This is a genomic window from Burkholderia cepacia, from assembly GCF_029962485.1.
Taxonomy (GTDB): domain Bacteria; phylum Pseudomonadota; class Gammaproteobacteria; order Burkholderiales; family Burkholderiaceae; genus Burkholderia.
Map to the genome: position 1 here is coordinate 2,573,321 of NZ_CP073638.1, position 23,810 is coordinate 2,597,130.

The 23,810-nt window shown below is 67.4% G+C and carries 22 protein-coding genes and 1 pseudogene; 5 read left to right on the top strand and 18 right to left on the bottom strand.

Annotated elements, in window-relative coordinates; all coding sequences use genetic code 11:
* The first annotated feature begins 8 nt into the window (after window positions 1–8).
* From KEC55_RS28050 to KEC55_RS28060, 3 genes are all read left to right on the top strand, one after another.
* Window positions 9–1,442, top strand: a complete 1,434-nt coding sequence (locus KEC55_RS28050) for an aldehyde dehydrogenase family protein (RefSeq protein WP_282508350.1) — start codon at window positions 9–11, stop codon at window positions 1,440–1,442.
* Window positions 1,443–1,917: 475 nt separating this feature from the next.
* Entirely contained in the window at window positions 1,918–4,038 is a 2,121-nt protein-coding gene (locus KEC55_RS28055; protein WP_282508351.1) for a penicillin-binding protein 1A, read from the top strand.
* 8 nt (window positions 4,039–4,046) lie between these two features.
* Window positions 4,047–4,658, top strand: coding sequence for a trimeric intracellular cation channel family protein (locus tag KEC55_RS28060; protein WP_282508352.1), 612 nt, complete (start codon window positions 4,047–4,049; stop codon window positions 4,656–4,658).
* 31 nt (window positions 4,659–4,689) lie between these two features.
* Here KEC55_RS28060 and KEC55_RS28065 read toward each other — a convergent pair whose 3' ends face one another.
* The 10 genes from KEC55_RS28065 to KEC55_RS28110 form a co-directional block, all read right to left on the bottom strand.
* A complete protein-coding gene (locus KEC55_RS28065; RefSeq protein WP_282508353.1) occupies window positions 4,690–5,073 on the bottom strand; it encodes a VOC family protein in 384 nt (127 codons plus the stop codon).
* A gap of 105 nt (window positions 5,074–5,178) precedes the next feature.
* Window positions 5,179–6,000 (bottom strand): heme ABC transporter ATP-binding protein, encoded by an 822-nt coding sequence (locus KEC55_RS28070; RefSeq protein ID WP_282508354.1) that lies wholly within the window; start codon window positions 5,998–6,000, stop codon window positions 5,179–5,181.
* Window positions 6,001–6,019: 19 nt separating this feature from the next.
* Window positions 6,020–7,108, bottom strand: coding sequence for a FecCD family ABC transporter permease (locus tag KEC55_RS28075; protein ID WP_282508356.1), 1,089 nt, complete (start codon window positions 7,106–7,108; stop codon window positions 6,020–6,022).
* Window positions 7,109–7,123: 15 nt separating this feature from the next.
* A complete protein-coding gene (locus KEC55_RS28080) occupies window positions 7,124–8,041 on the bottom strand; it encodes a heme/hemin ABC transporter substrate-binding protein (protein ID WP_282508357.1) in 918 nt (305 codons plus the stop codon).
* Window positions 8,038–9,129, bottom strand: a complete 1,092-nt coding sequence (locus KEC55_RS28085; RefSeq protein ID WP_282508358.1) for a hemin-degrading factor — start codon at window positions 9,127–9,129, stop codon at window positions 8,038–8,040. The genes KEC55_RS28080 and KEC55_RS28085 overlap by 4 nt, the downstream gene beginning before the upstream one ends.
* A 49-nt stretch (window positions 9,130–9,178) precedes the next feature.
* Entirely contained in the window at window positions 9,179–11,446 is a 2,268-nt protein-coding gene (locus KEC55_RS28090) for a TonB-dependent hemoglobin/transferrin/lactoferrin family receptor (protein ID WP_282508360.1), read from the bottom strand.
* Between the two features lie 239 nt (window positions 11,447–11,685).
* Window positions 11,686–11,913 (bottom strand): hypothetical protein, encoded by a 228-nt coding sequence (locus tag KEC55_RS28095; RefSeq protein WP_282508361.1) that lies wholly within the window; start codon window positions 11,911–11,913, stop codon window positions 11,686–11,688.
* Window positions 11,914–12,104: 191 nt separating this feature from the next.
* Window positions 12,105–12,497, bottom strand: coding sequence for a DUF6232 family protein (locus tag KEC55_RS28100; protein WP_282508362.1), 393 nt, complete (start codon window positions 12,495–12,497; stop codon window positions 12,105–12,107).
* A 124-nt stretch (window positions 12,498–12,621) separates the two neighbouring features.
* Complete coding sequence (locus KEC55_RS28105; RefSeq protein ID WP_176047859.1) at window positions 12,622–12,882, bottom strand: DUF2866 domain-containing protein; 261 nt, start codon at window positions 12,880–12,882, stop codon at window positions 12,622–12,624.
* 208 nt (window positions 12,883–13,090) lie between these two features.
* Complete coding sequence (locus KEC55_RS28110; protein ID WP_282508363.1) at window positions 13,091–14,248, bottom strand: porin; 1,158 nt, start codon at window positions 14,246–14,248, stop codon at window positions 13,091–13,093.
* A 308-nt stretch (window positions 14,249–14,556) separates the two neighbouring features.
* Here KEC55_RS28110 and KEC55_RS28115 point away from each other — a divergent pair, with 308 nt between their 5' ends.
* Complete coding sequence (locus KEC55_RS28115; protein WP_176047619.1) at window positions 14,557–15,363, top strand: MetQ/NlpA family ABC transporter substrate-binding protein; 807 nt, start codon at window positions 14,557–14,559, stop codon at window positions 15,361–15,363.
* Between the two features lie 147 nt (window positions 15,364–15,510).
* Here KEC55_RS28115 and KEC55_RS28120 read toward each other — a convergent pair whose 3' ends face one another.
* From KEC55_RS28120 to KEC55_RS28130, 3 genes are all read right to left on the bottom strand, one after another.
* Window positions 15,511–16,626, bottom strand: coding sequence for a succinylglutamate desuccinylase/aspartoacylase family protein (locus KEC55_RS28120; protein ID WP_176047618.1), 1,116 nt, complete (start codon window positions 16,624–16,626; stop codon window positions 15,511–15,513).
* Window positions 16,627–16,851: 225 nt separating this feature from the next.
* Window positions 16,852–17,634, bottom strand: a complete 783-nt coding sequence (locus tag KEC55_RS28125) for an ABC transporter substrate-binding protein (protein ID WP_282508364.1) — start codon at window positions 17,632–17,634, stop codon at window positions 16,852–16,854.
* 226 nt (window positions 17,635–17,860) lie between these two features.
* Window positions 17,861–18,781, bottom strand: coding sequence for a LysR family transcriptional regulator (locus tag KEC55_RS28130; protein ID WP_282508365.1), 921 nt, complete (start codon window positions 18,779–18,781; stop codon window positions 17,861–17,863).
* A gap of 102 nt (window positions 18,782–18,883) precedes the next feature.
* On the opposite strand from KEC55_RS28130, the gene KEC55_RS28135 reads away from it, so the two are divergent.
* Window positions 18,884–19,219 carry a hypothetical protein gene (locus KEC55_RS28135; RefSeq protein WP_282508366.1) on the top strand — a complete coding sequence of 112 codons (336 nt, stop codon included), beginning with the start codon at window positions 18,884–18,886 and terminating at the stop codon, window positions 19,217–19,219.
* On the opposite strand, the gene KEC55_RS28140 is transcribed toward KEC55_RS28135, so the two are convergent.
* The 5 genes and pseudogenes from KEC55_RS28140 to KEC55_RS28160 all read right to left on the bottom strand — a co-directional run bounded on the left by KEC55_RS28140 (window position 19,149) and on the right by KEC55_RS28160 (window position 23,806).
* A complete protein-coding gene (locus tag KEC55_RS28140) occupies window positions 19,149–19,742 on the bottom strand; it encodes a hypothetical protein (protein WP_282508367.1) in 594 nt (197 codons plus the stop codon). The two genes, KEC55_RS28135 and KEC55_RS28140, sit on opposite strands and share 71 nt — an antisense overlap.
* A 216-nt stretch (window positions 19,743–19,958) precedes the next feature.
* Complete coding sequence (locus tag KEC55_RS28145) at window positions 19,959–21,347, bottom strand: NCS2 family permease (RefSeq protein ID WP_059238711.1); 1,389 nt, start codon at window positions 21,345–21,347, stop codon at window positions 19,959–19,961.
* Between the two features lie 539 nt (window positions 21,348–21,886).
* Window positions 21,887–22,048, bottom strand: a pseudogene (locus tag KEC55_RS28150) (TetR/AcrR family transcriptional regulator); the annotation flags it as partial.
* Window positions 22,049–22,186: 138 nt separating this feature from the next.
* The gene (locus KEC55_RS28155; RefSeq protein ID WP_282508370.1) at window positions 22,187–22,705 is read right to left on the bottom strand and encodes a DUF3455 domain-containing protein; all 519 of its coding nucleotides are present in this window, start codon (window positions 22,703–22,705) and stop codon (window positions 22,187–22,189) included.
* Between the two features lie 138 nt (window positions 22,706–22,843).
* A complete protein-coding gene (locus KEC55_RS28160) occupies window positions 22,844–23,806 on the bottom strand; it encodes a cyclase family protein (protein WP_282508371.1) in 963 nt (320 codons plus the stop codon).
* Window positions 23,807–23,810: the final 4 nt, after the last annotated feature.

Here is a 23,810-nt window from a genome sequence, read left to right on the forward strand (position 1 = left end):
TACGCACCATGCAACGCATCGAACAGATCTACATCAACGGCGAATTCGTGACGCCGCACGGCGACGAATGGTTTGACCTGCACGACCCGAGCACCGAGCAGGTGATCGGGCAGGTCCGCCTCGGCGACGCGCAGGATGCCGAACGGGCGATCGCCGCGGCCAAGGCGGCGTTTCCCGGCTGGTCGCGTACCACGCGGGCAGAACGGATCGCCGCGCTCGAGCGCATGCGCGACGCCGTCGTTGCGCGGGAAGACGACCTGATGGAGGCAGTCGTGACCGAATACGGCGCGCCGGTCGAGCGCGGCCGCTGGATGGCGACCTTTCCGGCCGACTCAATCCGGCAGGCCGTCACCGCGCTGGAGACGTTCGCGTTCGAGGAGCAGGCCGGCTCGGCCCGCGTGATCATGACGCCCGTCGGCGTGGCCGGCCTGATCACGCCGTGGAACAGCGATGCGGGGTTCATCTGCAACAAGCTGGCCACCGCGCTGGCGGCCGGCTGCACCGCGGTCATCAAGCCCAGCGAGATGAGTGCGATGCAGACGCAGATCATCACCGAGGCGCTGCATGCGGCGGGCTTGCCCAAGGGGGCGTTCAATATCGTCAACGGGCGCGGCGACGTGGTGGGCGATGCGATCTCGCGCAGCCCCGACGTCGCGAAGATTTCGTTCACCGGCTCGTCGGCGGTGGGCCAGCATCTGGTGAGTGCCGGCGCGGCCACGATGAAGCGCGTGACGCTGGAACTCGGCGGCAAGTCGCCGACGGTGGTGCTCGACGATGCGGATTTCGCGAGCATCATGCCGCTCGTGCTGCAGGCGGGATTCATGAACAGCGGCCAGGCATGCATCGCGGGTACGCGCGTGCTGGTGCCGTACCATCGGCTCGCGGAATTCGAAGACGTGATCAGGCAGGCGGTGGCGCGCGTGCGCTCCGGCAATCCGCGCGATGCCGGTACCGACATCGGGCCGATGGTCAGCGCGAAGCAATGGGCGCGTGTGCAAAGCTACATCCGCATCGGGCAGGAAGAGGGCGCGGTGCTGCTGGCGGGCGGTGAAGGGCGGCCCGAAGGCCTGCACGCCGGGTGGTTCGTGAAGCCCACGGTGTTTTCTCGCGCGAACAACCGGATGCGGATCGCGCAGGAAGAAATCTTCGGCCCGGTGCTGACCATCATCCCGTACGAAGACGACGCTGATGCGATCGCCATCGCCAACGATACGCGCTACGGCCTGAGCGCAATGGTGCTGGGCAAGGATCAAGCACGCTGCGAGCGCGTGGCGCTGCAGATCGATTCCGGCCGCGTGCTCGTCAATACGCTGGCCCACGAGCCGCTTGCGCCGTTCGGCGGCTTCAAGCATTCGGGGCTCGGGCGGGAATTGGGCCGATGGGGCATCAGCGCTTATCTGGAACCCAAGACCCTGATCGGGAGCGCAAGCCGGGGTGCGTGAGCAGGCACTCGCATTCGATGCCCCTGTACGCCGTGCAGGGGCGTTTGCGTTTTTCATGCTGCTGCATCACACAGGTATCGCCGGTAATCGGGAGCGCAAGCCGGGTCGCGTGAGCACGCACTCGCATTCGATGCCCCTGTACGCCGTGCAGGGGCGTTTGCGCCTCTCATGCGGCTGCATCCCGCACGTATCGCAGGTGAAAGGGCGCTGCCGGTGCTTGCAAGCCTCGGAGGCGGAACGGGCGCATGCCGCGCGTCCTGACGATGCGCGTACTTTGCCGCGACGACATGCCGCAGGCCCGCACATGCCGCGCGAACGGCCCCCGGGCACGCTTTCCTAAATAAAATTTAGCCAGCCAAACTTTGGCTAAAGAATGTTCCGGTTTCGGGCCATCCCTTCGACAATGCGCGCCTTCCGTGACCGGTCGGCGCCCATCTTGCGCCGGCCGTCGCGAGCACTGAAGAAGGAGCCCGACATGACCGACCACACCGCCAACCCTCCCCCGCAACCCGCGCCGCCGCCGCGCCGCCGACGCGTGTGGCGCACGCTCGCGGGCGCGCTGCTGGGCCTGACGCTCGCGTGCGCGGGCATCGGCGCATGGACGATCAATCGCATCTGGACGCAACTGCCGTCCGTCGAGCATCTGGCCGTCTATCGTCCCGCGCTGCCGCTGCGGATTTTCTCGCGCGACGGCGACTTGCTCGCCGAATACGGCGTCGAGCGGCGCGAGTTCGTGCCGCTCGAACGCATCCCGCCGCTGATGCGTCACGCGTTGCTCGCGGCCGAGGACGCGAAGTTCTACGAGCACGGCGCGGTCGATATCGGCGGCCTCGCGCGCGCGACGTTCGCGAACGTCGTGACGGGGCAGCCGGGGCAGGGCGGCAGCACGATCACGATGCAGGTCGCGCGCAACTTCTACCTGACGCGCGACAAGGTGCTGAGCCGCAAGCTCGCCGAGATCCTGATGGCGGCGAAGCTCGAACGCGAATACAGCAAGGACAAGCTGCTCGAGCTGTACATGAACGAGATCTACCTGGGTGAGCGCGCGTACGGTTTCGCGGCCGCCGCGAACGTGTATTTCGGCAAGCCGCTCGACGCGCTGAGCGCGGGCGAAGCGGCCGTGCTCGCGGGGCTGCCGAAAGCACCGTCCGCGTTCAACCCGGTCGTCAATCCGGCGCGCGCGACCGCGCGGCGCAACTACGTGCTCGGGCGCATGCATGCGCTCGGCCAGCTCGACGACGCGGCTTATCGCTCGGCCGTCGACGCACCGATCGCGCTGGCGACCACGCCGCCGCCGGGGATCATCGCGGCGCCGTACGTGGCCGAGCGTGCGCGCCGGATGATGGTCGAGCGGTTTCATGACGATGCGTACACGCTCGGCCTCGACGTGACGACGACGATCTCGATGCGCGACCAGCGCGCGGCCGAAGCAGCGCTCGAGCGCACGTTGAACCGGCAGCCGCGCGCGAAGCGCGATGCGCGCAACGGGCTCGAGGGCGCGCTCGTGTCGCTCGATGCGGCCACCGGCGACATGCTTGCGCTGGTCGGCGGCGCGGATTTCAATCGCAACGTGTTCGACCATGCGCTGCAGGCGTATCGCCAGCCGGGCTCGAGCTTCAAGCCGTTCGTCTATTCGGCGGCGCTGGAGAAGGGCTACTTCCCCGGCGTGCTGGTCGACGATACGCAGCGCACGCTCACACGCGCGGAAACCGGCGCGCAGCCGTGGCGTCCGCGCAATTTCGGCAACCGCTACGAAGGCTTCATCCCGGTGCGGCGCGGGCTCGTGCGCTCGAAGAACCTGGTCGCGGTCAGCCTGATGCAGGCCACCGACGCGCGCTACGTGCAGCAGCACGCGGTGCATTTCGGCTTCGACGCGCAGCGCAATCCGGCGTCGCTGCCGCTCGCGCTCGGCGCGGGCGCCGTGACGCCGCTCGAACTCGCGAGCGCCTACAGCGTGTTCGCGAACGGCGGCACGCGGATGGAGCCGCGCCTGATCCTGTCGGTGAAGCAGCGTCACGGCGGCGCGATGTACGAAGCGACCGCGCCGTCGGGCGAGCGCGTCGTATCGGCGCGCAATGCGTTCGTGATGGACAGCATGCTGCGCGACGTCGTGCGGGCCGGTACCGCGCGCGGTGCGCTCGCGCTGCGCCGCGACGATGCGGCCGGCAAGACAGGCACGTCGAACGGATCGAAGGATGTGTGGTTCGCCGGCTACTCGTCGGGCATCGTCGCGGTTGCATGGCTCGGCTACGACACGCCACGCCCGATGGGGCGCGCGACTGGCGCGACGTTGGCGCTGCCCGTCTGGCTCGACTACATGAAGACGGCCGTCGACGGACGGACGCCGGTCGATACGACGCCGCCGCAGGACGTCGCCCTCGTCGACGGCGATTTCGTCTACGCGGAATACACGCGCGGTACGTGCACGGCCGACGTGCCGGCCTATATCCGCAGCCGCTTCGCGTGCGGCGGCATGGCAGCGGCCGATGCGCCCGACGCGCCGGGCGACAGCGGCAAGCATGACGAACCGATGCCGGCCGCCGTCGATGCGGCCGAGCGCGAACGCGTGCTCGACCTGTTCCGGACCGACGACTGACGCGCACCATGCATACGCTTTATCTGATTGCAATCGTCGCGGAAGCGATGTCGGGGGCGCTGATGGGCATGCGCCGCGGGATGGACCGCTTCGGGCTCGCGCTCGTCGGCGCGGTGACGGCGCTCGGCGGCGGCACCGTGCGCGACGTGCTGCTCGGCCACTATCCGCTCGGCTGGATCGCGCATCCGGAATACCTGATGATCACGCTGGTCGCGGCGACTGTCGCGTCGTGGGCGGCACGGCATGTCGCACGAATGAAGACGCTGTTCGTCACCGTCGATGCGATCGGCCTTGCGGCGTTCACGATCATCGGCTGCGACGTCGGCGCGTCGACCGGCACCGCGCCGATCATCGTCGTGCTGGCCGGCGCGATCACGGGCGTCTGCGGCGGGATGCTGCGCGACCTGCTGTGCAACGAAATGCCGCTGATTCTGCGCGAGGAGCTTTACGCGAGCGTCGCGTTCGTCACGGGCGCGCTGTATGTCGGCATGCAGCATCTCGGCATTGATGCAGGGTTCGCGACGATCGTCGCGCTGGCAGCCGGGTTCTCGATGCGGATGCTCGCCGTGCGGTTCGGATGGAGGATGCGGACGTTCGGCGCGGCGGACCTGGAGCACTGAATGCTCGCGGTCGCACCTGCCGTGCCGGCATTCAGTCGGGCTGCATCACCTGAAAGACGTTCCCTTCCGGATCGATGCCGTCGACCATCCGGTACGGGAAGCCGTCGAAGCGCTTGATGTCGCGCACGGTCACGCCGTCGCGCGCGAGCCGGTCGCGATGCGCGTCGATGTCAGCGTCGATCCGGAACACGAGTTTCACGTTGTTCGTCGCCGGGTTTGCATTCGACGGCGCGGCCGCATGGCGGAACGTCGGGCCGGCCAGATGCAGCGCGAGTTCGATCGCGCCCGCGTCGAGCACCGCCCATTCACCGTCGATTTCCTCGATGACGGGCAGATCGAAATGGCGCTGATAGAACGCCTTCAACAGCGCGACGTCCTGGACGTACAGGATGATGCGGGTCATCGGAAGCGGCATGGGGGTCTCCTCGAAGGGGATGCGCGAAGCGCGAATGAGGCTGCTTGAAGGTCGAGCGAGCTGATCAACGGCGTGGCAACGGCCGCTCGGCGTGTACCCGCGGCGTTACGCCGGGACCATCACCGGCGGCGCGCCGTCGCCGGTTTCCACCATCTTCACCGCGAATCCATAGCACTGCGCGATATGCGCGGGCGTCATCACGTCGCGCGGTGCGCCGTGCGCGACGATCGTCCCGTCGGCGAGCATCGCGATCGTATCCGCGTGCCGTGCGGCGAGGTTCGGATCGTGGACGATCGCCAGCACGCCGAGCTGCCATTCGCGCGCGACCGCGCGCACGGTGTCGAGCAAACGATGCTGGTGCGCGAGATCCAGCGCGGCAGTCGGTTCGTCGAGCAGCAGGTAGCGCGGGCCGCTTTTCGTCGCCTCGTCGTCCGGCCACAGCTGCGCGAGCACGCGGGCGAACTGCACGCGTGCGAGTTCGCCACCCGACAGCGTGGTGACGTCGCGGCCGACGAGCGCATCGGCACCCGCGCGTTCGAGTGCGCGCCACGCGATGTCGCGATCGTGGTGTGACGTCGCGCCGCTGCGTCGCGCATGCGGATAGCGGCCGAGCAGCACGATTTCGTCGACGCTGAACGGGAAGGCCGGCTGCGCGGCCTGCGGCAGCACCGCGCGCAGGCACGCGAGCCGCGGTGCGTCGATGCGCGCGAGCGGTTCGCCGTTCAGCGTGATGTCGCCTGTCACGCGCACACCGGTCGGCGCGACGCTGCCGGTCAGTTCGCCGGCGAAGGTCTTCAGCAGCGTGCTCTTGCCCGCGCCGTTGCGGCCGAGCAATGCGGTCACGCGGCCGGGTTCGATCGACAGCGACAGGTCGCGCAGGATCGCGTTGTGCCGGCGGGCGACGTCGAGGTGGTGGGCAGTCAGCATGGTCGTCGTGAAGAAAGGATTACCCGCCGAGCGCGCCGCGGCTCTTCCACAGCAGCGCGAGGAAGAACGGCGCGCCGAGCAGCGCGGTCAGCACGCCGAGCGGAATTTCGGCCGGAGCGGCGACCGTGCGCGCGGCGAGATCGGCGGCGAGCGTCAGCAACGCGCCGAGCAGTGCGGCGCCGGGCAGCACGATGCGCTGGTCGGGGCCGCATGCGAGCCGTACGCAATGCGGCGCGACGAGCCCGATGAAGCCGATGATGCCCGCGCATGACACCAGCGCGCCGACCGCAAGCGCGACCGCGACGAGCACGCGCCGCTTCAGCCGCTGCACGGGCACGCCAAGATGCAGCGCTTCGGTTTCGCCGAGCTGCAGGGCGTTCAGCGCGTCGCGTTCGCGCGCGAGCAGCACGCAGCCGATCGCGACGCACGGCATGACGGCCGCCAGCGCGGACCATTGCGCACCGCCGAGGCTGCCGAGGCTCCAGAAGGTTAGCGAGCGCAGCTGGGCGTCGTCGGCGACGAACGTGAGCAGCCCGATCGCCGCGCCGACCAGCGCATTGATCGCGATGCCGGAGAGCAGCAGCAGCGGCAGCGCCAGCCGGCCGCGCGACGCGGCGAGCCGGTAGACGAGCGCGGCGACTGCGAGTGCGCCCGCGAACGCGGCGACGGGCAGCGCGGCCGCGCTCACGTGCGTGGCAAAGAGCGCGGGGCCGAGCACGATCATCGTCGTCGCGCCGAGTGCGGCGCCGCTCGACACGCCGATGAGGCCTGGATCGGCGAGCGGATTGCGGAACAGCGCCTGCATCGCGGCGCCGGTCGCGCCGAAGCCGCCGCCGACCAGCAGCGCGAGCGCGACGCGCGGCGCGCGGATGTCGAACAGCACCGCGCGCGCCTGCTGCGCGGCGGCATCGCCGGTCAGCGCGGCCCAGGCTTGCGCAAGTGGAATGCGATACGCGCCGACACACAGCGCGACGACGGACATCGCGCACACGAGCACGGCGAGCGCGGCCAGTGCGAACGGCGCAAGGCGGCGCGACGTGCCGACGCGCGCGGCGCCGGAGCGCGAGGCGGGCGACGGCGCGGAGAAGGGCGAAGCGTGAGCGGGCATCGGGGTGATCCGGAATCAGGCGAGCGCATCCGACAGGCGTCGGTGCAGGGTCGTGACGGCGAGCGGCAGGCGCGGGCCGAAGCCGAGCAGGAACAGCGCATCGAGCGACACGACGCGCTGTGCGCGACCGGCCGGCGTCGCGCTGAAGCCGGGCGTCGCGAGCAGCGCGGCGCGACCGCCGACGGCGGCAAGCCCTTCATCCGAGATCAGCACGATGTCGGGCGCGGCGGCCGCAAGCGCCTCGGTCGTCAGCGGCTTGTAGTGATCGAAGCCCTGCATCGCGTTGCGTGCGCCCGCGTAGCGGATCATCGCGTCGGCAGCCGTGCGCTGGCCGGCGACGAGCGCCTGGTTGCCGGTATGGTTCAGCACGAACAGCACGCGCGGCGGCTGCGCGCCGCCGGGCACGCGCGCGGCGACCGCATCACGCGCGCCCTGCCAGTCGCGATCGAAGCGTTGCAGCAACGCGGTACCGGCATCGCGTACGTCGAGCGCCTGCGCGATGCCGGTGATCTTCGCGCGCACCGATTCGACGTCGTGGCGTTCGTCGAACGTCGTGACCGTGACGCCTGCGCTTTTCACCTGCGCGATCGCGGTGGGCGGGCCGGCTTCCGCCGACGCGAGCACGAGATCGGGCCGCAGCGACAGCAGCCCTTCGGCCGACAGCGCACGCTGGTAGCCGACTTTCGGCAAACGCTTCGCGGCGTCGGGATACGTGCAGGTCGTGTCGGCGCCGACGAGCCGGTAGCGCGGCGTCTCGGCGCCGCCGAGCGCGAACGCGGTTTCCGCGAGCGCGCCGCCGATCACGACCACGCGCTTCGGCGCAGCCTGCGCAACCTGGGCGAGCACGCTGGCGGGCAGCGCGCCAGCCAGCGCACCGGCCGCCGCGCCTGCGAGGACTGCGCGGCGGCGCGGATCGAACGATCGCGCGCTCACCGTGCGTCCCCGTGTGCGGCTGCCGGCAGCGTTGCGACGAGCGCACGCCAGTCGTCACGTTCGACCTTGCCGGGCTTGCGTTCGCCGAACAGCAGCGCGACGTGGTCGCCCTGCCGGTCGAACAGTTCGAGCGACGTGACGATGCCGTCGCTCGTCGGTTTCTTCACGACCCAGGCGGCGGCGATCAGGTCTTCGCGCACGTGCAGGTTGAAGTTCGGGTCGAGCACGTTGATCCACGCGCCGACTTCACGCACGTTCGCGACGGGGCCCGTATGAATCTGGATCATCCCCGCATTGCCGACGAACACCATGATCGGCTGGCCGCTTTGCGCTGCCTGCTGGAGCACGTGGCGCAGTGCGTGCGCGGTCTCGACCGGATACGCGTATTGCGGATCGGCGAGGCGCAGCGCCTGCATGCGGCTCACGCCGAAGCGCTGCGTGATGCCGAAGAACTGGTGCGTGTCGGTCATCGCGTCCCACGCGGCGCGAAAGCCCGCGACGTCGATCTCGGTGTCGGCGCGCTCGGGTGTCTTCGGGGCGGCGGGCGCGACGTCGAGGCCCGGTTCCTGCGACGGCGCACGCCAGCGTTCGACGAACGCATCGTACGCGGCTTGGTCGCTGTGCGCGCGCAGGTAGACCTTGTGGATCGCATGGCCCTGCGCGTCGAAGAACTGTAGGCTCTTGAGCGGGCCGTGCGCGGTCTCGTCGCGCACCGCGAACGCCGATACCCAGTGACGATAGAAGATGCGCAGGTCGATGTCGCCGAGCGCGAGGCCGACGGGGCCGTCATGGCTCATCTGCGCATATTCGCCGTCCTTCTCGTGGACGGCCGTGTCGTTGCGCGTGAGCGCCATCACACGGCCGAGGCGCGGCATTTCCTCGAACATCGCCGGAAAGCGCGCGTCGAGCCGCACGACATGCTCGCCGACGAACGCGGCGAGCGCCTCGCCTTCGCTGACGCCGAGCGCCTGCGCGACGTCGCGGTTGCGCAGCTGACGCTCGGTCTTGAGCTTGATGAACGCGTCGCGCAGCGCGGCGGCTGCACGGGCCGGGCTGGCCGATTGACCGGGAAGGGCGGATTGCATCATGTCGGACTCCTTCAAGTAACGGTTGGGGTGGTTGCGCGGGTGGCGCGCATCAGAAATCCACTTTCATGCTGACGGCGACCGTGCGGCCGGGCGACGAATACGCATCGAGCACCTGCGAATCGGCCGCGATGCCGCGCACGTCCGACCAGTTCCAGTACTTGCGGTCGAACAGGTTGCGGATGCCGATCGTCGCGCTCACATGCTTGTTGAAGCGGTAGCCGCCGCGCAGGTCGACGACGAACGACGACGGCGGCGTGAAGCACGTCTTGTTCGAACAGTCGGACTTGTCGATGTCCTTGTCGCGTTTCGCGGCCTGGAACAACAGGTCGGTTTGCACGAACCAGCGTTCGCCCGGTTCATAGCGCACGCCGAACACGGCGGAGAACGGGTTGACCGTATTGAGCGGCTGGCTGGCCGCGCCGTCGTTCTGCGTCGAGCCCTTCGTGAACGCCATCGCCGTCTTCAGCGTGATGCCGTTCGGCATCACCCATTCGGCGCGGCCTTCGAGGCCGTGGATGCGCGCGTCGGCGAAGTTCACGTACTGGAACACGAACGGATCGGCCGGCCGGCCGCTGCCCGCGATCGTCGTGCGCGAGATGAAGTTGCGGTAGCGGCCCGTGAACGCGGCCGCGCTGTAGCGCACGACGCCGTAGCCGGTGCCGGCCTTGCCGCGCAGGCCGGCTTCGAACGTGTCGCTCGTCTCTGGCTTCAGGTTCGGATTGCCGATCGACGTGTAGCCGTACACCGGGTTCGAGAAGCTGCTGTTCACCTGGTCGGGCGTCGGCGCGCGGAAGCCGTGCGCGTACTGCACGTACGGAATGACCGCGGGCGTGATCTCGTAGAGCACCGCGACGCGCGGCGACAGTTCGTTCGCGCTCGTCGACACGGCCTTGCCGGTGAACAGCGGATCGTTTTCGGTCGGGCTCAGCCGGTACGTGTCGAAGCGCAGGCCCGGCGTGACAAGCAGGCGACCGTAGCCGATCTGGTCCTGCACGAACGCGCCGAACAGCGTGTAGTCGGTGTCGGGGAACGCCTTGTTCGGGAATGCTTCGCCGACGCCCGGCACCGTGCCGTCGCGCATGTTCGTCACGCGCGACACGCTGCCGTCGACGCCATAGAGCAGCTTGTGCGCAAACGGGCCGGTCGCGAAGCCGCTCTCGGCGAACGCGGAACCGCCGAACGTGCGCTCCTTGTACTGGTTGTCGCGCGAGCGAGAAGGCTGCTTGCCGCGCGTCTCGAACGCGTACTGGTCCTGCTTCGCGTCCTGGTAGTAGAACTGCACGTGCGCGGTCTGGAACCAGCGGAACGCGTCGTCGCGGAAGTCGTAGTCGACGCTGAAGCGGTTGCGCTCGAGCCGGTCGTAGGTCGTGAGGCCGAGCGTGGTCGGCGGGCTGATTGCCGACAGCACATCGGTGCTCACGCGCCGCTGCACTGTTTCGGCAGTGAACTTGATCGTGTCGCGCGTGGTCGGCGTCAGCACGAGCTTGCCGAGCAGCGATTCCGAATAGACGTCCTGCGGGTTCGACGTCGTGCGCAGCGTGCTCGCCGAATTGTTGCTGCCGCGCGTGTCGACCTCGTGGCCGCGCCGGCCGTCGGCGATGATCATCCCCTGGATGCGATCGTTGCCGCCCGCGGCCGACACGGTCGCGCCGATGCTGCGGTCGGCCGAGTCGTAGCTCGGCCGGAACGAGAAGTAGTAAGGCTTGTTGTAGATCGACAGCAGGTCGCGCGGATCCTTCGTGATGAAGTTCACCGCGCCGGTCAGGCCGTCGCTGCCGTACAGCGCCGACGCCGGGCCGCGCAGGATCTCGATGCGCTTGAGCGTGTCGAGATCGGCGTAGTCGCCGCGCCCCGCTTCGAGCGGGCCGAACGAGAACGCGTTCGGCAGGCGGATGCCGTCTTCCATCAGCAGCACGCGATTGCCTTCGAGGCCGCGAATGTTGATGCTCGAATCGCCGTCGCGGCCGCCGCCGAGCGCGGCGCTGCCGGGCCGGTACGCGGTGCGGCGCACCGTGATGCCCGGCTCGTAGCGCAATGCGTCCTTGATGTTGGTGGCCTGCTGTTCCTCGAGATCCTCGTCGGTGATCACCGACACGGACGCCGCCGTGCGGCTCGCAGCGGTGGCGGTACGGGTGGCCGTGACGGTGACGGGGTCGAGCAGCGCCGCGTCGCCGCGCGTGGACGCGGCGACGAGGACGGTGGAAGGCGGGGTGGCGCCTTGCGGCGACGAATCGGCGTGAGCCGTGGCGGCGGACAGGCCGAACGCGCCGAACAGCGCGGCACAGATCGGCCGCCGCGCCAGCGTATAGCAATGCACAGGTGGTCTCCCATTGACGATAACAAGCCCGAAGGCTGGCTGGGTGACGCGTTCACCTGGCTGGCCCGTTTGCGCGCGACAGGCGGCAAACGGCGAATTGAAAGGCAACTGACAACTTTACCAGTGTAAATGAGAATTATTATCAATACAAGAACGAAACGCGGCCCGCGTGAGTGAGCGCTCGCCTGCGCGGCTCGTGCCAGCCGCGGCGGGAATTGCAGGAGAAATATGCGGGCCAGTCAGGCCAGCGCTTCGATGCGGATCAGCAGGTTGCGCGCATGCGAGATGAACGCGTCGTGCGTCGCGCGATCGCTGTGGACATCGAGGCCCGCCTGTTCGGCGAAGACGATCTGCTCGGTGTAGAGGTCGACGAGCGCACGGCGTGCGTCAGGGGGAAGCGCGCGGATCATCGAGACGATCAGCAGCTCCTGCGCGCGAAGCATGCCGGACAGCGATTGAGCGTTCATGCTGGCCTCCTCGGACGATGCGGCGGCGAGCCGCTCTTTCCATACTAGGCGGTCGGCGGTCGCAGCGCAGGTGCGGGACGGGAGATGACGCGCGGGAATACGATTCGACGAGGCGCCCGCACACACGCGCCGAAACGCGCCGCGTGCGTACGGCAACCGCGAATCGAAGCGCGCAGCCGCGGAGAACGGAATCAGCTGGCGGTACTGGCGCTCTTGGCGGCCTGCGCATCGCGCACGACCTGCGCGACGCGTTCGACGAACTCGGCGTCGGTGCTCGACAGCGCTTCACGCTTGCCGTCGGGCATCTCGACCATCAGTCGGTACGTGATGTCTTGCGTGGCCCAGGCGAGGTAGCCGACGACGGCGAGCATCACGCCGACGACGAGCGCGGCGCTCGATGCGCCGATGCCGCCTGCGACGGCGATGGCCGCGCCGATCAGCGAGATCAGCGACGGTACGAGGCGGTTCTTCGGAATCTTGACGACATCGACGTGGCGGATGTCACGCAGTGCGAATACCTGCCCGGCGGCCGATAGGCCGTTGCGCGTGACCATGACGCCACGTTCGTTGAATGCGTTTTCCATCGTGTGTTGCGTGGACGAAAACGCGCAGCGTAGCAGGTTTCGTTGCCGCGTCAAACGAGACCGACTGCCGCACGACGCGTGCGGCATGGCCGAAAGACGGGAAGCGGGTGGCGTGGGAACGCGTTCAGAACTGCAGCCGGCCGTCGCCGTAAAGCCGGCCCGGCATGTGCGAGGCGACGACCTCGGCGATCTCTTCGTCGGTCGATTCGGCCGGCACGATCTGGCGCCGCGCGGGCGCGTCGAGATGCATCGTCCATTCGACGAGACGATACGGGCGGCCCCATGGGCGCTGCATTTCGACCGATACGCGGCAGCTCTGTACCGGCATCGAGTGTTGGCACGTCAGAATCGCGTGCAGATGGCTGAAAACGGTATCTTCGATCATCATGGCCTCCGATCCTGTCTTGTGGGCAATCGATGGTGGCGCCGTCGGCGTGTCTAAAAAAAAAGCCGCCGATGCTCAGGCGGCCAACAGGGGGGGTGAGAGCATCCTCTCAGCCCAGAATTAAGCGAAACTTAAAAGCACATAAAAAAGCGCCCCGCGTGGAGCGGGGCGCTTCTTGCCGTCGTGATCCGCGAGTTAAGCGGATGCTTTAGAACTTGTGACGGATGCCGATACGTGCGGCGATCTGGTTCTTCGAACCCGTGCCCGACGTGTTGAAGTAGCTCGTGCTCGAGCCGATCTGCGCTTGCACGCCCTTGCCCGAAGCCTGCTGGTACACGACCAGGCCGTACACGTCCGTACGCTTGCTGAGTGCGTAGTCGGCGATACCGTTGACCTGGTTCCAGTGCCACGAGTTGCCGCTCTGCGTCGCGTTCGTGTACGTGTACCCGAGGCCGCCCGACAGAGCCGGCGTGAAGGCGTACTTCGCGCCAGCTTCGTAGGCGTTGTAGAACGTGCCGCCCGCGCCCGAAACGGTCGAGAACTGCGTACGCGTCCACAGCAGCCATGCCGTTGCCGGACCCCAGACGTAGCGGCCACCGACGCCGTACGTGCGCAGGTCGCGGACGTTGCCCGTGCTCAGGTTCGCGATCGTCGTCGAGAATGCCGGCGACGACTGGCTCGGGAAGCGGATGTCCGTGTACGCCGCGCCGACCGACAGCGGGCCGTTCGCGTAGTTCAGGCCGAAGCTGTATGCGCGCGACGAGCCTGCGGTCGTCGTCGTGCCCGACGTCGTCGCGGCTGCGCCGGCGAAGTCCGTCGAGTTCGAGAAGCCGTACAACGCGCCGAACGTGAAGCCCGAGTAGTTCGCGCTCTGGAACTTCACGGCGTTGTTGATGCGGCTCGACGTGAGCTGGTCGATGTCGTTCACGTGGTACGCGTAGTTACCCGCGACGGTGTTGCCGCCCGTCGAGTAGTTCGAACCGAGGATGTCGGTCGAGAACGAGTACTGGCGGCCGAACGTGACCGTGCCGTATTGCGACTGGCTCAGGCCGACGTAAGCCTGGCGACCGAAGATCGCGCCACCCTGGCCGAGCGTGCCGTTGCCGCTGTTGAAGCCGTTTTCGAGCACGAAGATCGCCTTCAGGCCGCCACCGAGGTCTTCGGTGCCGCGCAGGCCCCAACGGCTGCCCTGGGCAACGCCGTCGTCATACTTGAACAGCTTGCCCGAGCCGCCGTTGGCGGTCTTGCTGTGGTTCACGTAGCTGATACCGGCATCGATGACGCCGTACAGCGTCACGCTGCTTTGTGCGTGCGCCGTGCCGGCCGTTGCTGCCAGGGCGGCGATGGTCAACAGTTTCTTGTTCAAAGGATTCTCCGAGCGAATAAATGGCGTGTCCAGTTGCGGTTCCGGCGCTCTCTATGGGCGCTTTCACGTACCGGACGCAACTTTATCGAGGGGCCACGTAATGAATATGACAGTGACTGTCATATGAAGAATGTGTGGCGTCGATGCGACACTGAATTCTGCCCGCTTGTATAGTCGGTGGTTATACCGATTCAGACTGAGATTCGATCGGAATCAGGAATATGCACATGAAATAAGCTTGGTTGGTGGCGTTCCGGCCCCATGCCACGATCCGTGTTCCAACAAACGACACGGGACAAGAGGACACCATGCGACGTTCATTCCTGACTGGCCTCGGCGCGCTTGCTGCCGCACTGGCATTCGCGGCGCCCGGCGCGCACGCCGATTCGCAAACGCTGAAGATCGGCACGATGAGCGGCCCCGACGCGCAGATCTGGACCGAAGTGACGAAGGTCGCCGCGCGCGAAGGGCTCGCGATCAAGGTCATCGAATTCAACGACTACGTGCAGCCGAACGCGGCGCTCGATTCCGGCGACCTCGACGCGAACGGCTTCCAGCACCAGCCGTTCCTCGACAGCCAGATCAAGCAGCGCGGCTACAAGATCGTGAACGTCGGGCTCACCTATACGGCGCCGATGGGCTTCTATTCGAAGAAGATCAAGTCGCTGAAGGATTTGCCGGTGGGCGCGAAGGTCGGGATCCAGAACGATCCGTCGAACGGCAACCGCGCGCTGCTGCTGCTGCAGAAATACGGCGTGATCAAGCTGAAGCCGGGCGTCGGCACGAACGGCGTGAACGCGACGCCGCTCGACGTCGCCGAGAACCCGAAGAAGATCAAGATCGTCGAACTCGATTCCGCGCAGTTGCCGCGCGCGCTGCCCGATGTCGACGCCGCGTCGATCAACACCGACTACGCGGTGAAAGCGGGGCTCACGCCGGTGAAGGATGCGATCGCGATCGAGGACCTGCGCGGGCCGTATGCGAACCTGATCGCCGTGCGCGCGCAGGACAAGGACAAGCCGTGGGTGAAGAAGCTCGTCGCGGCCTATGAATCGGACGACGTGCGCAAGTTCATCGACCAGAAGTTCGGCGGCGCGATCGTGCCGGCGTTCTGATCGGTCTTCACGCTGAACGGCCGGCGGCCGAGCGCCGGTCGCCGATGCGTTCTCCGGAAAGCAAATCGCCCGCGCAAGCGGGCGATTTCGTTGGTGCGTGCGGGGAGCGCGCAGTACGCGCCGTGACCCGGCGCGCGGGCCGGCCGCTCAGGCCGACAGCAGCGAGCCCGTGCGGATCGCGGTCGCGCCGGCGATTCGCGCGACTTCCATGCCGGCTGTCGCGAAACGCACGATCTGGCGCGCGTACAGCACACCCGATACGCTGCTCTTCAGCGTGACGACGCGATCGGTCAGCGGGTCGACGATGTCGGCCACGGCCTGGCCAACCTCGATCATCGCGCCGACCGGCGTGCGGAACACGATCACGCCCGATACGGGGGCGACGAGCGGATCGGTGCCCGCGAGCGGCGTGGCCGGATGCGCGAGCGGCGGCAGCGGCGCCGGCGTGCCGTCGACGACGCCGCGCTCGGTCAGGTATTCGACGATCGCCTGCGCATCCTTTTCGGCGAGCTCGTACGACACGTCGCGTTCGCTGCGCAGTTCCACCGTGACGGAAATCGCGCCGTTCGGGATCGGGAAGCGGTCGCCGAAGCGGTTGCGCAGATCCGACCAGCAGAAGCTGTGGATTTCGTCGAACGGATTGCCGACCGAATTCAGCGCGAGCAGCGACGCCTGTGCGTCGAGATAGCGCGACAGCGGCTCGACGTCCGGCCACAGGTCGGGATTCGTGTAGAGGTGCATCACCGCATCGCTGTCGCAATGCAGGTCGAGCACGATGTCGGCGTCGAACGACAGCTTTTGCAGCGCGAGGCGCTGCGAATCGAGCTCGGTGCGCGGCTTCTGCTCGTCGAGCGCTTCGCGCATCGCGGCGCGCACGGCGACGAGGTTGCGCTGCGCGTCGTTCGTGAGGTGGTGTTCGACGCGTGGCAGCACCAGCGCTGCGAGATCGTAGAAATTGCGGTTGAAGTTCTGCATCGAGCCGAGCTCGAAGCGGCCGAGGTGATCGCCGAACACGTGCTGCGACAGGCCGATCGGGTTCGGCACGGGCACGATCACGACTTCGCCGCGCAGCTTGCCGGCCGTCTCGAGCGCGGCGATCTTGCGGCGCAGCAGCGTGGCGACCAGCATGCCGGGCAGTTCGTCCGCGTGCAGCGACGACTGGATGTAGACCTTCTTGCCGCCGCGCGGGCCGTAGTGGAAGCTCGTGATCTGGCGTTCGGTGCCGACGGCGGGGGAAATCAGCGGATGGGTCTGCGTTTGCATGATGAGGGGAGTGCGGCGCAGCCGCGAATGTCCGGTGTGCGTGGAACGACGATTGTACGTTGCCTGCGTCGTCGCCATCAAACCGGTACCGGAACACACGGTTTTCCGTTGAGAATCATCGGGTTGGCGCGGAAAAAATAACATTGCGCCCGCCGCGCGCGCAAAAAAAACGGGCCCCTTGCGGAGCCCGTTCGGTTGCGGCGCGTGGTGCGCCGGCTGGCCGTATTACTTGCCGTAGACGTCGAAATCGAAGTACTTCTTCGCGATCTTGTCGTACGTGCCGTCCTTGCGCATGCCGGCGATCGCACCGTCGATCTTCGACTTCAGGTCGGCGTCTTCCTTGCGCAGGCCGATGCCGGCGCCGTTGCCGAGCGTCTTCGGATCGTCGATATCCTTGCCGGCGAAATCGAAGCTCGCGCCGCGCGGCGTCTTCAGGAAGCCGATCTCGGCCTGCACCGCGTCCTGCAGCGCGCCGTCCAGACGGCCCGAGATCAGGTCGGCGTAGACCTGGTCCTGGTTCTGGTAAGGCACGACGTTCACGCCCTTCGAGGCCCAGTACGTCTTCGCGTAGGTTTCCTGGATCGTGCCCTGCTCGACGCCGACCGACTTGCCCTTCAGCGATTCAGCCGTCGGCATCAGGCCGGCACCCTTCTTCGTGACGAGGCGCGTCGGCGTGTTGAACAGCTTCGCCGAGAAGGCGATCTGTTCCTGACGCGCCGGCGTCATCGACATCGACGACAGCACGCCGTCGAACTTGCGAGCCTTCAGCGCCGGGATCATCCCGTCGAAATCGTTTTCGATCCACACGCACTTTGCGTTCATGCGGCGGCAGATTTCGTTGCCGAGATCGACGTCGAAACCCACAACCTTGCCGTCAGCGCCTTTCGATTCGAAAGGCGGGTAGCTTGCGTCGACGCCGAACCGCACGGTCGACCAGTCCTTCGCATACGCGCCGCCAGCCGATACGGCGAGCAGGGCAACGGTCACAGCCGCAAGAATCTTTTTCACCAGGTGACTCCTCGTTTTGTTCGATGGGTGCGCGGTTGTGCCGCGCCGTAAGCCTTCGGTCCGCCGCGGCTTTGCGTCGGACAGTCCGTTTCGCCCACCCGATGCGGGCGCGCGACGTGCGCAAGATTATCAAGACAAAATACCGGCAGGGCGCCTAGGACAAGCCCCGATACCGGGCCCGGCGGCGGCGCGTTGCGGGCGCCGCCGTTTCAGACACAGGAACGATTCAGCCGAGCGTTTCGTTGACCGCGCGTTGCAGGCACGTGACGAATTGCGTGACGGCGGGCGTAGGCAGCAGGTCGCGCCGCGCGATGATCGACAGGTCGAAGCGCGGCATGCTTTCTTCGAGTTCGGCCGTGCGGATGCCGAGCGGCGCGACCATCTCGGCCAGCGGGCGCGTGAAGCAGCCGATCACGTCCGAGCGCGCGACGAGCCCGAGCGTCACCGCGAACGACATCGGCGAGCGCAGCAGACGTTTCGGCAGCGGCAGCCCGTGCGCCTCGAACATCCCGACCATCACGCTGTGCGGAAACTGCTCGGCGCCGACGGTGACGATCCACTCGGCATCGAGCAGTTCCTCTAGACGGCGCGCATGCGCGAGCGGGTGACCGTCGCGCATCACGATCGTGAATTCGGTCGACAGCAGCGGCGATTGCGTGAAATCGCGGTCGAGCGCGGGCACATGGTGCATTGCAGCGATGTCGAGCGTGCCGTTGCGCAACTGCGCGAGCGCGTCGGGTACCGTCACTTCCTCCAGATGCAGGCTCACGTTCGGCATCGACTGGCGGAAGGCCGTGACCGCATGTGGCAGCGCGGTCAGCGCGATCGACGGCATCGTGCCGACCGCGACGCGCCCCGACATCTCGCCTTTCACGTGCTCGACGGCCTCGACCGTGCGGCGGATGTCGCCGAGCAGTTGCTCGGCGCGCGGCAGCAGCGCCTGACCGCACGCGGTCAGCTCGACGCCGCGCACGCTGCGCGCGAGCAGCTCCGCGTTGAGCGCCGTTTCGAGTTCGCGGATCGTGTGCGTGATCGCGGGCTGCGTGACGCCGAGTTCGCGCGCGGCGGCGCGCAGGCTCTTGAGGTGCGCGGCGGAGACGAACGCCTGGAGCTGCGCGATGTTCAGGGGGTTGCGGATGCGAGTCATCGGTCGGGTCCGGTTGCCGCGAAAGGGGGCGGCGGTTTGATGCTTCAGGATCGCGAACCTCGCCGCGCATTGAGCAGTGCTGCGCCGGGATCGCACGGTGAGGTGACGGCACCTGCTCTCGCGATCGTCTGGATCACGGAGATCGCGATCGCGTTGAGCGGTTACCGGTTCGGTGCGGCGTGGCTGTCGGTGAAGCTTGCGGTCGTCGTCGCGCTATCGGCGTTGCACGGCACGCTGCGGCGCATGGAGCGCGACGATCTCGTCGTCGTGCCGACATCGTGGCTCGGGCCGGCAGCGGTCGCGATTGTGGCTGCGACCGCGCTCGTCGTCGGGCTGGCCGTGATCAAGCCGTTCCGATGGATTGCGCCTAAGCCAGCGTCATCTCGACCGCCGCCAGCGTCCGGCGCCGGATCCAGCCGCTTCCCAGCCGGATCGTGAGCCAGTACGGCGTGAACAGCCAGCGCGCCCGTGCACTCGGGCAATGAACGAAGGTTTCGGTGCGCAGCATGTGCGCACCCGATGCGAGCCCGACGACCTCGAAGCGAAGCACCAGCTTCGCATCGAGCGGGTCGTCGTGGCGCACGAAGGCCGTTGCATCGGCGATCGTGCGCACGTCGGGTGTCGGACGCCAGAAGCGGCCGACGAGGCCGAGCGACAGCGACGTGTCGTCGCGGTGGAGCAGCGTGAACGAGTCGAAGCCGAAGCGTGCGCGTTCGGGGCGGACCGGCCCGTTGCGAAGCACGCCGGCGACGGCGGCCGGGAATTCGCGCACCATCATCAGCGCGTCGATGACGGGATCGGCGCGCATGTCGAGCGATGCGACGGCGTCGATGATGCGCGTGGGCGGCGCGCCGATCGGCTGCGATTCATGCACTTCGTGAAACCCGAACGACGGAATGAACGGCGGCTTGCGCGCCGAGGTCCGGGTGCTCGATTCGGAGACGATGCCGAGCGCGTTCATCGCGGCTCCTGAAGGGGCAAAAGCGCGATCGTAGCACCGGGCGCGGATTTGCGTCGCGCCGTTTCGGCGACGCGCATCATGCTGCGCCGCACGCACAAAAAAAGCCTGGAAACTCGCGTTCCCAGGCTTGGAGACCATCAACGATGATGGTGGAGGAGACGTTGTCGTCCCGATGCGCGCCGCCCTTCTGCAGGCGACGTCGCGCATGTCTCGCGCTCAGATGGCCCAGCCGCCGAGATAGAAGGTGACGAGCACGGCCGCGATGAGCACGGTGCCGACGTTGAGCTTGCGGAATTCGCCGCTGGCGATGCGGCCGATCACGAGCGTCGAGAAGCCGAGCATGATGCCCGTCACGATGTTCGCGGTCAGCACGATGAACACCGCGCACACAAGGCCCGACATCGCATCGACCATGTCGTCCATGTGCAGCTTGCTCACGCTGCCGAGCATCAGCAGGCCGACGTACATCAGCGCCGGTGCGGTGGCGTACGACGGCACGAGGCCCGCGAGCGGCGAGAAGAACATCACGACGAGGAACAGCAGGCCGACGACGGCGGCCGCGAGGCCCGTCTTCGCGCCGGCGGCCACGCCGACGCTCGACTCGATGTAGGCCGCCGCCGGTGCGCCGCCGAGGAAACCGGAGAAGATCGAGCTGATCGAATCGGCGGTCAGTGCGCGGCCGCCGTTGATGATGCGGCCGTTCTCGTCGAGCTGGCCGGCTTGTCCGGCGACGGCGCGGATCGTGCCGGTCGCGTCGAACACGGCAGTCATCACCAGCGCCAGCACGCTCGGCAGCACGGCCATCGACAGGGCGCCCTTGATGTCCATCGCGCCGATCAGCGATGCGTGGCCCGGTGCGCTCAGCGACGGCAGCGCGAAGATGCCGTGGTACTTCACGGCCGGATCGAAGATCAGGCCGAAGATCGAGATCGCGATCACGACGAGCAGGATGCCGCCCGGCACGCGACGCTTCTCGAGGCCGAAGATCGCGGCAAGGCCGACGACCGACATGATGACGGGGAGTGCGGTGATCTGGCCGAGCGAGACCGGCAGGCCGGCGCCCGGGTTCTTGATCACGAGGCCGACATCGTTCGACGCGATCAGCAGCAGGAACAGGCCGATGCCGATGCCCGTGCCGTGCGCGACGCCCGCGGGCAGGTTGCGCAGGATCCACGAACGCACGCCGGTGACCGAGATGCCAGTGAACACGAGGCCCATCAGGAACACGGCGCCGAGCGCGACCGTCGGATGCAGGCCCTTGCCGAGGACCAGGCCGAACGCGGTGAACGCGGTCAGCGAGATCGCGCAGCCGATCGCGATCGGCAGCTTCGCCCACAGGCCCATCAGCAGCGAGCCGAACGCGGTGGTGAGGCAGACCGCGACGAACACGGCGCTCGTGTCGAAGCCCGCCTTGCCGAACATGCCGGGCACGACGAACACGGAATAGACCATCGCGAGGAAGGTGGTGACGCCGGCAACGATCTCGGTGCGTTGCGTGCTGCCGCGCGACGAAATGCCGAAGTACCGGTCGATGACTCCCTTGGTGCCAAAGTCCGTTTCTGCCGAGCCGACGTCGACCGTCGGCTGCACCGGGGTATCACTCATGAGCTTGCTCCTTTATCAGCATGCTGAAACGGCCCGTAGCGAACCGTCGTCAGGGTGTCTCGAATCTAGTTGGGATTTGTCGGCAACGTCGTGGGGACGAATGACGCGTGATGCGTGTCGTTACGTGTGAATCGAAACGATCGCGAGGGTGTCGCGTCGGACGACGCGTGGTGTGGTCGACCCCGTCACGTGTGCTTTGCCGTAGCGAAGGTTAGGCGAGCCGCCCATCACGTCCCATCGGGGGAAGAGCATGCAGCGCATGTCGCAGCGCTTATATCGGCGTGCAACGGGGCTTCGTTGCGACGACACGCGTGTATACGCCTAGTTCGAATCCGTTAAGGCGACTATTTGAATGCGGGGTCGGCGGGCAGGGCGGAAGCGGGTGAGGCATTGAGTCTTACGAATATCTTTCATTGGGGCTGCGCACGCGCGTGAAAACGGCGGCGTACGACGCGATGCGCGGCCGAGCGCCGGCGGCACCCGGATGATACCGGTGCCGCGCGCCGGCTGCGCTCGCGCTCGTTCCGGCCCTCGTCGCGTCAATCACCCGTGAGATGCGCAAGGTACGCGCAGAACATGTCGGCAATCGCGGTCGAACAGGCGTCGATTTTCGCCGGCGTGCGCGCGGTTTCGGCGAACGCCTTGCCGCCCGACGTGAGCGTCGTCCTGATCAGCTCGCAGGCGAGCGCATGCGTGGTGTCGATGCGGGTACGCTGAGTCGCCGGAAAGAAGGTGTCGGTGATTTCACGCGTCCACGCATGAAAGACGGGAAAGCTGAATAAATGGAAGCGTGACGGAAGGCACGGGGGTGATGCCCGGTGCCTGTGAAGCCGCGCACGTCACTTCAGGAACACGTAGCGCGCGAAGTACGGAAAGCGGCCGACCGCATGCTCGGTCGCGCACGTCGCGGCCGGCGGCGTGCCGCCCGCCGTGTCGAGCCGTTGCACGAAGCGCACGCCGGCGAGCGTGCCCGTGGCGGCCGGCGTCGCCGCGAGCAGCAGTTGCGGAATGCTGGCCGGGCTCGCGCTCGGCGCTTCGGCGAGTTTCTTGCCGGTAATGCGGCTGCCGTCCAGCGCTTCCCACGACGGCCCCGCGCCGTGCCGCACGACGAGCGTGCCGCTGCCGTCGAACAGCATCGCTTCCGGGCGCTGGAAGGCCCACGCGAGCCGGTGGTCGGCATCGTATTCGCACGAGTAGATCTGCGCGCCGGTCGCGGTGGTCGCCAGCACCGGCGTGGCCGGCGCCGGCGGCGTGAGGCCGGCGGCCTCGTCAGCCTGCGCGGGCGCGGTGAACGCCGTCAGGGAAAGACCGGCCGCAACGGCCAGCAGCATGTCGCGTGTCGGGGAGCTGCTTGGCATGGCGGGGCGTCCTTTCAGGTCGGGTGACGGTCGTGCGGAGTCGATCCCGTCAACGTTAGACGCCGAATCCGCAGGCTGCAATGCGGAAATGACAATCGCGGCGATAGCGGCCGCGATTGTCGGGGGGCGGATGCGCGATCAGCGGATCGCGACCGGGTTGATGTTGACCTGCGTGGAGCCGACGTACAGCGGCTGGCCGAGCACGAACAGGAATTCCCACGCCTTGTCGCGCACCAGTGCACGGCTGTCGATCAGCTCCAGGTTGTAGATGCCGCGCTTCGCGAGCATGTACTGGTTGATCGGGAATTCGTCCTGCGTGTGCGGATTCGGATAGACCTCCGACGCCCACGTATCGCCGCCGAACGCGACGATTCCCTGGTCGGCCAGCCACTTCGCGGCTGCCATGCCGATACCGGGCTCGACTTCGAGGAACTGCTTGTTGTCCTTGCCGATCAGCTCCAGCCAGCCGGTGTTGAACAGCACGACGTCGCCCTTGCGCAGCGTCAGCCCCTGCTTCTTCAGCACGGCCTGGATGTCGGCGACTGTGAACTCGGTGCCGCCCGGCACGATCGGCTTGCCGTAGTAGGCGGTCATGTCGAGCACGACGCCGCGCGTGACGATCGGCGGCACCTTCTCGACGCCGAGCTTCTTCACGCCGTCGACGGTCACGAAATCGGCCGCCTGGTTGCCGTTGTAGTACACGTTGTCGATGCCGATGTGGCCGATGCCGTTGAGCTGCGTGCCGACGCCGGTCCACGCGTTGACGAGCTCGTCGTTGAACGTGAACTTGTTCGGGCCGAGGCTCTTGCCGGCCTGCTGGCCGACCTGCACGTTGTACAGGCGGAAGCTGCGATGGCGGAACGCCGGCAGGTTCTTGTCCACCGGCACGGCCAGCGGATAGGTCTTGCCGGCCTTCACGAGGCCGACGGCCTGCTTGATGACGTCGGGCGTCAGCAGGTTGGCCGCGCCGATTTCGTCGTTCGCGCCATAGACGGACGGATACCAGTCGGCACCCGGTGCGGACGGCGCGGCGTGGGCCGCCTGCGCGGCCGCGAACGGCAGGATCGCGGCGAGCGCGAGCCGGGCGAGCGTTGCTTTCATGAGG